The organism is Variovorax sp. P4_D9 (genome assembly GCF_056401695.1).
The window spans coordinates 1-7,198 of sequence record NZ_JBFUIU010000462.1 but is presented as its reverse complement, the minus strand read 5'-3'; the positions used below and the strand labels follow the sequence as shown (position 1 = coordinate 7,198).

General features: G+C 68.1%; 7 protein-coding genes. 6 read left to right on the top strand and 1 reads right to left on the bottom strand.

Annotated elements, in window-relative coordinates; translation table 11 throughout:
- The 3 genes from fdhF to AC1DY5_RS35200 form a co-directional block, all read left to right on the top strand.
- On the top strand, positions 1 to 2,339 hold a 2,339-nt coding region (fdhF, locus tag AC1DY5_RS35210), incomplete at its 5' end, for a formate dehydrogenase subunit alpha (protein ID WP_478119081.1).
- On the top strand, positions 2,321 to 3,223 hold the full coding sequence (locus tag AC1DY5_RS35205; protein ID WP_478119079.1) for a LysR family transcriptional regulator: 903 nt from the start codon (positions 2,321 to 2,323) through the stop codon (positions 3,221 to 3,223). The genes fdhF and AC1DY5_RS35205, both read left to right, overlap by 19 nt.
- A 471-nt stretch (positions 3,224 to 3,694) precedes the next feature.
- The gene (locus AC1DY5_RS35200) at positions 3,695 to 4,135 is read left to right on the top strand and encodes an FHA domain-containing protein (RefSeq protein WP_478119077.1); all 441 of its coding nucleotides are present in this window, start codon (positions 3,695 to 3,697) and stop codon (positions 4,133 to 4,135) included.
- Here AC1DY5_RS35200 and AC1DY5_RS35195 read toward each other — a convergent pair.
- On the bottom strand, positions 4,053 to 4,574 hold the full coding sequence (locus tag AC1DY5_RS35195; RefSeq protein ID WP_478119075.1) for a hypothetical protein: 522 nt from the start codon (positions 4,572 to 4,574) through the stop codon (positions 4,053 to 4,055). The two genes, AC1DY5_RS35200 and AC1DY5_RS35195, sit on opposite strands and share 83 nt — an antisense overlap.
- 186 nt (positions 4,575 to 4,760) lie before the next feature.
- On the opposite strand from AC1DY5_RS35195, the gene AC1DY5_RS35190 reads away from it, so the two are divergent.
- The 3 genes from AC1DY5_RS35190 to AC1DY5_RS35180 all read left to right on the top strand — a co-directional run.
- Complete coding sequence (locus tag AC1DY5_RS35190; protein WP_478119073.1) at positions 4,761 to 5,345, top strand: DUF3305 domain-containing protein; 585 nt, start codon at positions 4,761 to 4,763, stop codon at positions 5,343 to 5,345.
- The gene (locus AC1DY5_RS35185) at positions 5,338 to 5,931 is read left to right on the top strand and encodes a DUF3306 domain-containing protein (protein ID WP_478119071.1); all 594 of its coding nucleotides are present in this window, start codon (positions 5,338 to 5,340) and stop codon (positions 5,929 to 5,931) included. Before AC1DY5_RS35190 ends, AC1DY5_RS35185 begins: the two co-directional genes overlap by 8 nt.
- Positions 5,855 to 7,198, top strand: a 1,344-nt coding sequence (locus tag AC1DY5_RS35180) for a 4Fe-4S dicluster domain-containing protein (protein WP_478119070.1), incomplete at its 3' end; no start/stop codon positions are given. The genes AC1DY5_RS35185 and AC1DY5_RS35180, both read left to right, overlap by 77 nt.

The window sequence follows — 7,198 nt, the reverse complement described above, 5'->3', positions numbered from 1 at the left end:
GCTATGCGATGCGCGGCGAGCATTCGAAGATCGTCTTCGACCTCGATGACCCGATGGGCGACAGCACGTGCGTGGCCTGCGGCGAATGCGTGCAGGCCTGTCCGACCGGCGCCCTGATGCCCAAGAGCCATATCGGCTCGCAGCAGGTCGACCGCAAGGTCGATTCGGTGTGCCCCTTCTGCGGCGTCGGCTGCCTGCTCACCTACAACGTCAAGGACGAGAAGATCGTCAGCGTCGACGGCCGCGACGGCCCGGCCAACCACGGCCGGCTGTGCGTCAAGGGCCGCTTCGGCTTCGACTACGCCCATCACGCGCAGCGCCTGACGCAGCCGCTGATCCGCAAGCCCGGCGTGCCCAAGCGCTACGACGAGGCGCCGCGGCCCGGCGACTGGAGCGAAGCCTTCCGCGAGGCGACTTGGGAAGAGGCGCTGACGTTGGCCGCCGGCAGCCTGCGCGACCTGCGTGACTCGCACGGCAAGAAATCGCTCGCTGGCTTCGGCTCCGCCAAGGGCAGCAACGAGGAGGCCTACCTGTTCCAGAAGCTGGTGCGCACCGGCTTCGGCAGCAACAACGTCGACCACTGCACGCGGCTGTGCCATGCGTCGAGCGTCGCGGCGCTGCTGGAAGGCGTCGGCTCGGGCGCGGTCAGCAACCAGGTGAACGACGTCGAGCACGCCGAACTGATCTTCCTCATCGGCTCGAACCCGACCGCCAACCATCCGGTGGCCGCGACCTGGATGAAGAACGCCGCCAAGCGCGGCGCGAAGATCGTGCTGGCCGACCCGCGCCGCACCGACATCAGCAAGCATGCCTGGCGCACGCTGCAGTTCAAGGCCGACACCGATGTCGCGATGCTGAACGCCCTGATCCACGCGGTGATCGACGAGGGCCTGGTGGACGAGACCTTCGTCCGCGACCGCGCCAGCAACTTCGAGGCCCTGCGCGAGAACGTCAAGGGCTACAGCCCCGAGGCGATGGCGCCGATCTGCGGGGTGCCGGCCGAGACCCTGCGCGAGGTGGCGCGCGCCTTCGCCACCGCCAAGGGCGCGATGGTGCTGTGGGGGATGGGCGTCAGCCAGCACGTGCACGGCACCGACAACGCGCGCTGCCTGATCGCGCTGGTCACGGTCACGGGACAGATCGGCAAGCCCGGTTCGGGCCTGCACCCGCTGCGCGGCCAGAACAACGTGCAGGGCGCCAGCGACGCCGGCCTGATTCCGATGATGTTCCCGAACTACCAGCGAGTCGACGACGCGGGCGCGCACGCGTGGTTCGAGAACTTCTGGGGCCAGCCGCTCGATGCGGCGCCGGGCTACACCGTGGTCGAGATCATGCACAAGGCGTTGGCGCCCGACGAGGATCCGCACAAGGTCCGAGGCATGTACATCATGGGCGAGAACCCGGCAATGAGCGACCCCGACCTGAACCATGCACGGCATGCGCTGGCGAGCCTGGAGCACCTGGTGGTGCAGGACATCTTCATGACCGAGACCGCCTGGCTGGCCGATGTCGTGCTGCCGGCCAGCGCGTGGCCCGAGAAGACCGGCACGGTGAGCAATACCGACCGCATGGTGCAGCTCGGCCTACGGGCGCTGAACCCGCCCGGCGATGCCAAGCCAGATCTCTGGATCATCCAGCAGATCGCACAGCGCATGGGCCTGAACTGGCACTACGAAGGCGAGGAGTCAGGCGTCGCCGCGGTCTACGAGGAAATGCGCCAGGCCATGCACGCCGCGATCAGCGGCATCAGCTGGGAGCGGCTGCAGCGCGAGTCGAGCGTGACCTATCCCTGCCTCGATGCCGACGACCCGGGCCAGCCGATCGTCTTCATCGACGACTTCCCGACCGCCGACGGCCGTGTGAAGCTGGTCCCGGCCGACATCATCCCGGCGGCCGAGCGGCCCGATGCCGACTATCCCTTCGTGCTGATCACCGGCCGCCAGCTCGAGCATTGGCACACTGGCAGCATGACGCGCCGCGCCAGCGTGCTCGATGCCATCGAGCCGATGGCCACGGCCTCGATGAACCAGGCCGACCTGGAGGCGCTTGGACTGGCGGCGGGCGACGTGATCACGATCCGCTCGCGCCGGGGCGAGGTCGCCATCCACGTGCGGCGCGACGACGGCACGCCGAACGGCGCGGTGTTCGTGCCCTTCGCGTACTACGAGGCGGCGGCCAACCTGATGACCAACGCGGCGCTCGATCCCTTCGGCAAGATCCCGGAGTTCAAGTACTGCGCGGTGCAGGTCCGGCGCGGCGGCGTGCCGGTGGCGGCGGCTGGCTACGGCAGCGGTGCGACAGGCGACAATGCGCGCCTGCCATGGACAGCCTCGACCTGATCAGAACTTTCCGCGAGGTCGCCTCGCATGGCAGCTTTTCGCGTGCCGCGACCCGGCTCGACGTCTCGAAGGCGACGGTCAGCAAGTACATCGCCGAGCTCGAGACGCGGCTCGGTGTGCGGCTGCTCAACCGCTCCACGCGCGCGGTCAGCCTGACCGATGCCGGCGCGCTGCTGCTCGAACGCAGCAAGCCGATGATGGAGATGTTCGAGCTGACCCAGGCCGAGGTGCAGGAGCACGCGAACCATCCCACGGGACGGCTGCGCGTCTCGGCGCCGCTGGGAGCGGGCCAGGGCGACCTGCCCAAGCTGCTCGGCCAGTTCATGGGCCACTATCCCGACGTCAGCATCAGCCTGCAGTTGACCAACCGTGCGATCGACATGGCCGAGGACGCGATCGACCTGGCGCTGCACTTCGGCCCGGTCGAGGACGAGAACCTGATCGTGCGCAAGCTGACGCGCCGCGACCTGGTGGTGTGCGCCTCGCCGCGCTACTGGAAGAAGCACGGCAAGCCGACCCATCCGCGCGAGCTGGCCGGCCACGATGCGCTGACCCAGTCGCGCCTGGGTTCCCATCCGGTGTGGCGATTCGAGGTCGACGGCCAGCCCTTCGATGTCGAGGTCAAGAGCCGCATGGATGCGACGGAAGCGGCGCCGCTGATCGAGATCGCGATGCAGGGCTTTGGCGTGATCTACATGCCCGAGATGCTGGTGCAGCCGCACGTCGACCATGGCGAACTGGTGCCGGTGCTGCAAGAGTACGTGCGCAGCGACATGTGGCTGTCGGCGGCCTATCTGCAGCGGCGCCACAACAGTGCCGCGCTGCGCGCCTTGCTCGATTTCCTAGAATCGCGCTTCAGCGGGCGAAGCAAGCCCAGGGGCTGAGGAGGGCGGCGGCGTCGGTGTTCGGATCCGGCGCTTTCCCTCTGCCGCGCGCGGCGGATGAAATCGAATCGATTCGATGCGGCCTGGGGCGGGCTCACGACGACGGCGTACTCTGCACCGCGAATGTCCCCGGCCTGCGGCCTCCTCCTTTATTTCGCTGCGCAGAGCACGCCATCGACGTGATCCGTCACCGCGGTCGTTGATCGACGATCACGACACAGCGCTTCCCGTGCCGAGGGCATCGGGTGGCCCCGCAGCGAAATAATGGAGGAGGCGAAGCCGGGGGACATTCGCGAAGGGGCCGCCCGGTGTCCCTCGGCGTGCGCCCCTGCCGCCCGCCCCTTCCTCCCGGATGCCAAAACTTGCCGCCCATGAAACGAACAGGAATGGATTAAGCCTTCTGTTTCCTACTTTCGAAACGGCCTCGGATCCTAAGCTTGGACCCAGTCCAATGAACTACAGGAACGGGGTATGGCAAGACTGATCATCCTGGCTCGGCACAGCAGCGTGCGGYAGGTCAACATCGCGGGTCCGCTCACCACCATCGGGCGCTCCGGCAGCAACAGCGTGTGCATCGACAGCCAACGCGTGAGCCGGCATCACGCCGCCATCGAATGGACCGGCGACCGCTTCATGCTCACCGACATGGGCAGCCGTAACGGCACCTACGTCAACAACGAGAAGGTCAGGGCGCATGCCCTGTGCAATGGCGATGCGATCACCGTTGGCGACTGCCAGGTGCGCTTTCTCTACAGCCGGGCCCTGCCGCCGGCCGATGCGCTGCGGCTCCTGACCCTGCCGGGCGATCTCGTGGAGGCCGACGCCCCGATCAGGCGTACTGCGCTGCCGCCGCCGGTCGGCTCTGCTGCGGCATCTGCGTGGGGACGGCGGAGCGCTGGCGGCGCTCCGTGATCAGCCGCGCGGCCAGCTGCGCTGCCATCTCGAGTTTCCTGAGGTCGCGCGCTTCCAGGGCCGGATCGGGATTGAAGGTGTAGGAATACAGGGTGCCGTAGATCGCGCCGTTGGCGAACACCACCGGTGCGCTCAAGTAGCAGCCTGCGGGCACCTTGGCCCGGAGCACCTGCTTGCAGAAAGCCAGTTCGAGCGGCTCGGCCTGCTCGTCGATGAATTGCGCGCGCGCCGAGGGCTGCCGGCGATGCGAGACTTGCCGGCCGTCGACGAACTCGCAGGCGAACGCGGCCTCCATCGCATGCTGGTCGCGCAACAGCCTCAGCACCTGATGGACCGACGGGTCGAGCAGCGGGTCGCTCATGTCCGGGGTTGCCATCAGGAGCTCGGACACGGTCACCTCGAGGGCTTCGAGTTCGTGAGGGTGTTCGTAGTAGCTCATGCGGGTATCTCCGGTGGAATGGGTCCATTGGAGCGTAGAAACCGGCCATTTCTTGAAAATGAGAACTAAGGTTTCCTTTTTGTGCGGACCTTTGTCACGAAAATCGGCAACAGGCTGCTTGGGGAAGGGAAGACCCATACACGTGACGGCGCCGTGGGTGCTTCGGCTTCGGCTATCGTCGCCCGCATGGCGATCCCTGAAACCTCTTCTGCCGCGCCCCGGCCGACGCTCGACGTCGCAGTCGTGATGCGGCGCGAACGGCTTCACGGCCCTTCGAGCCACTGGCAGCCCTGGCGCTGGACGCTGGATTCGGTGGTGCCGGACGAGCCCGGCTTCGGCACCGAGCCTCGCCTGCTGCGCGACGACCAGGGCGAGCAGACCTGGCTGCATCCCGGATTCAAGGTCGAGTTGTACCGCGACGAGGCCGAGGGCTACCACCTCAATGCCACCACGCCGGCGCCCTGCTGGTTCGTGCTCTGGCGCATGGACGAGGAAGCGACCCTGGGTCCGGAGCCGATTCCCCGTCCGGTGGTCGTGACCCTGAGCTACTACGAAGCCGGCCGCTGGCTCGACGCGCAGGAAACCGTCGAGCAGGTGCCGGCGCCTGCCGAGGTGCTCGATTGGCTGCGCGCCTTCGTCCAGGCGCATTACGTGGCCGAGCCCAAGAAGCGCAAGCGGCCCGAGAGCTTCCGTCCGCTGGTGGACCGCTTCGGCAACGCGGCGAGCGTCTCGACCGAAAAGAAACGGGGCAGGGGGGCCGGCGATGTCTGACGGCTTCTTCGATCGCTGGTCGCGCCGCAAGCAGCAGGCGCGTGCGGGCCAGGTGCCCGCCGAGCCGGCGGCCGCCCGGTCCGACGACGAAGCGCGCGACATCGCTGCGGGCCCCGAGCCGGCGCCACTGCCGCTGCCGCCCGCGGAGGTGCCACCGCCGCTCACGCTGGCCGACGCCCAGGCGCTCGGCATCGATTCGGACTTCAAGCCCTTCATCGCCGAGGGCGTGGCGCCGGAAGTCAAGAACGCCGCCTTGCGCAAACTGTTCGCCGATCCACACTTCAATGTGATGGACGGGCTCGACATCTACATCGACGACTACGCCAAGCCTTCGCCCCTGCCGGAGAGTGTGCTGCGCCAGATGGCGAGCGCGAAGTTCCTGAACCTGTTCCAGGAAGAGCCTCAAGAGACTCCGGCGAACGATGGATTGGCCGACGTGGCACAGTCCGATCCCGGAGATCCCCCCAGCCCGCCGGTTGCCGATGCGCAACCCGCCAGCCAACCGACCGATGACCACCACGCTGATCTGCGACTGCAACCAGACGATACCCCTCGAGCCGAAGACGCTAGGGACCGCACTGGCTGAAAACCTGACCCTCCATTCCGCACTGTGCCGCCGCGAGGCGACCTCTTTCCAGCGCGCCATCCAATCCGGCGACGAGGTGGTGGTCGCCTGCACGCAGGAGAAGCGCCTGTTCGGCGAACTTGCCGAACAGACGCCAGCGGCCACCTCGCCGATCCGCTTCGTCAACATCCGCGAGACCGGCGGCTGGAGCCGCGACGCCCGCAGCGCGATGCCGAAGATCGCCGCGCTGCTGGCCGCCGCCAGTCTGCCCGAGCCGGACCCGGTCGCCACGGTGAGCTATGCGAGCCAGGGTCGGCTGCTGGTCATCGGCCCGCTCGACGAGGCCGAAAAGGCGGCGGCGCTGGTCGGCGACAGCCTCGAAGTGACGATCCTCTCCCAAGGACCCGGTACGCTCGGTGGCGCCCAGGAGCGGCGCTGGCCAGTGCTGGCCGGCCGCCTCGAATCGCTGGCCGGCTGGCTCGGCGCCTTCCAGCTGCAATGGACACGCGACAATCCGATCGACCTCGATCTGTGCACCCGCTGCAATGCCTGCGTCGCGGCCTGCCCCGAGCAGGCCATCGGCCTGGACTACCAGATCGACCTGGGCAAGTGCAGGTCGCACCGCGACTGCGAACGCGTCTGCAGCGCGGCCGGTGCGATCCGCTTCGATCGCGCGCCGGAGCGCCTTGACGGCGCGTTCGACCTGGTGCTCGATCTCGGCGCCGTGCCGGTCATCGACTGGCACGCGCCGCCGCAGGGCTATTTCCATGTGCCGGGCGGGCTCGCGCAGGCGAACGGCCTGCAGGCCCTGCTTCGCCTGCGCGAACTGGTCGGCGAATTCGAGAAGCCGAAGTTCTTCGACTACAAGCAGAAGCTCTGTGCCCACAGCCGCAACGAGGTGGTCGGCTGCAGCGCCTGCATCGAGGTCTGCTCGGCGCATGCGGTCACCAGTGACAAGGAGCGCCAGCGCGTCGTCGTCAATCCGAACCTCTGCGTCGGCTGCGGCGCCTGCAGCACCGTGTGCCCGACCGGTGCGCTGGGCTACACCTATCCGCGCGCGCCCCACCAGGGCCTGAAGCTGCGCACGCTGCTGTCCACCTACGCCGGCGCGGGCGGCCGCGACGCCACGCTGCTGCTGCACAGCCAGGAAGGCGGCCAGGCGCTGGTCGAGCAACTCGGCCGCCGGGCCCAGCTCGGCCGCGCCCACGGCGTGCCGGCCAACGTGATCCCGGTCGGCCTGTTCCATGCGGCCAGCACCGGGATCGACCTGTGGTTGTCGGCCGTGGCC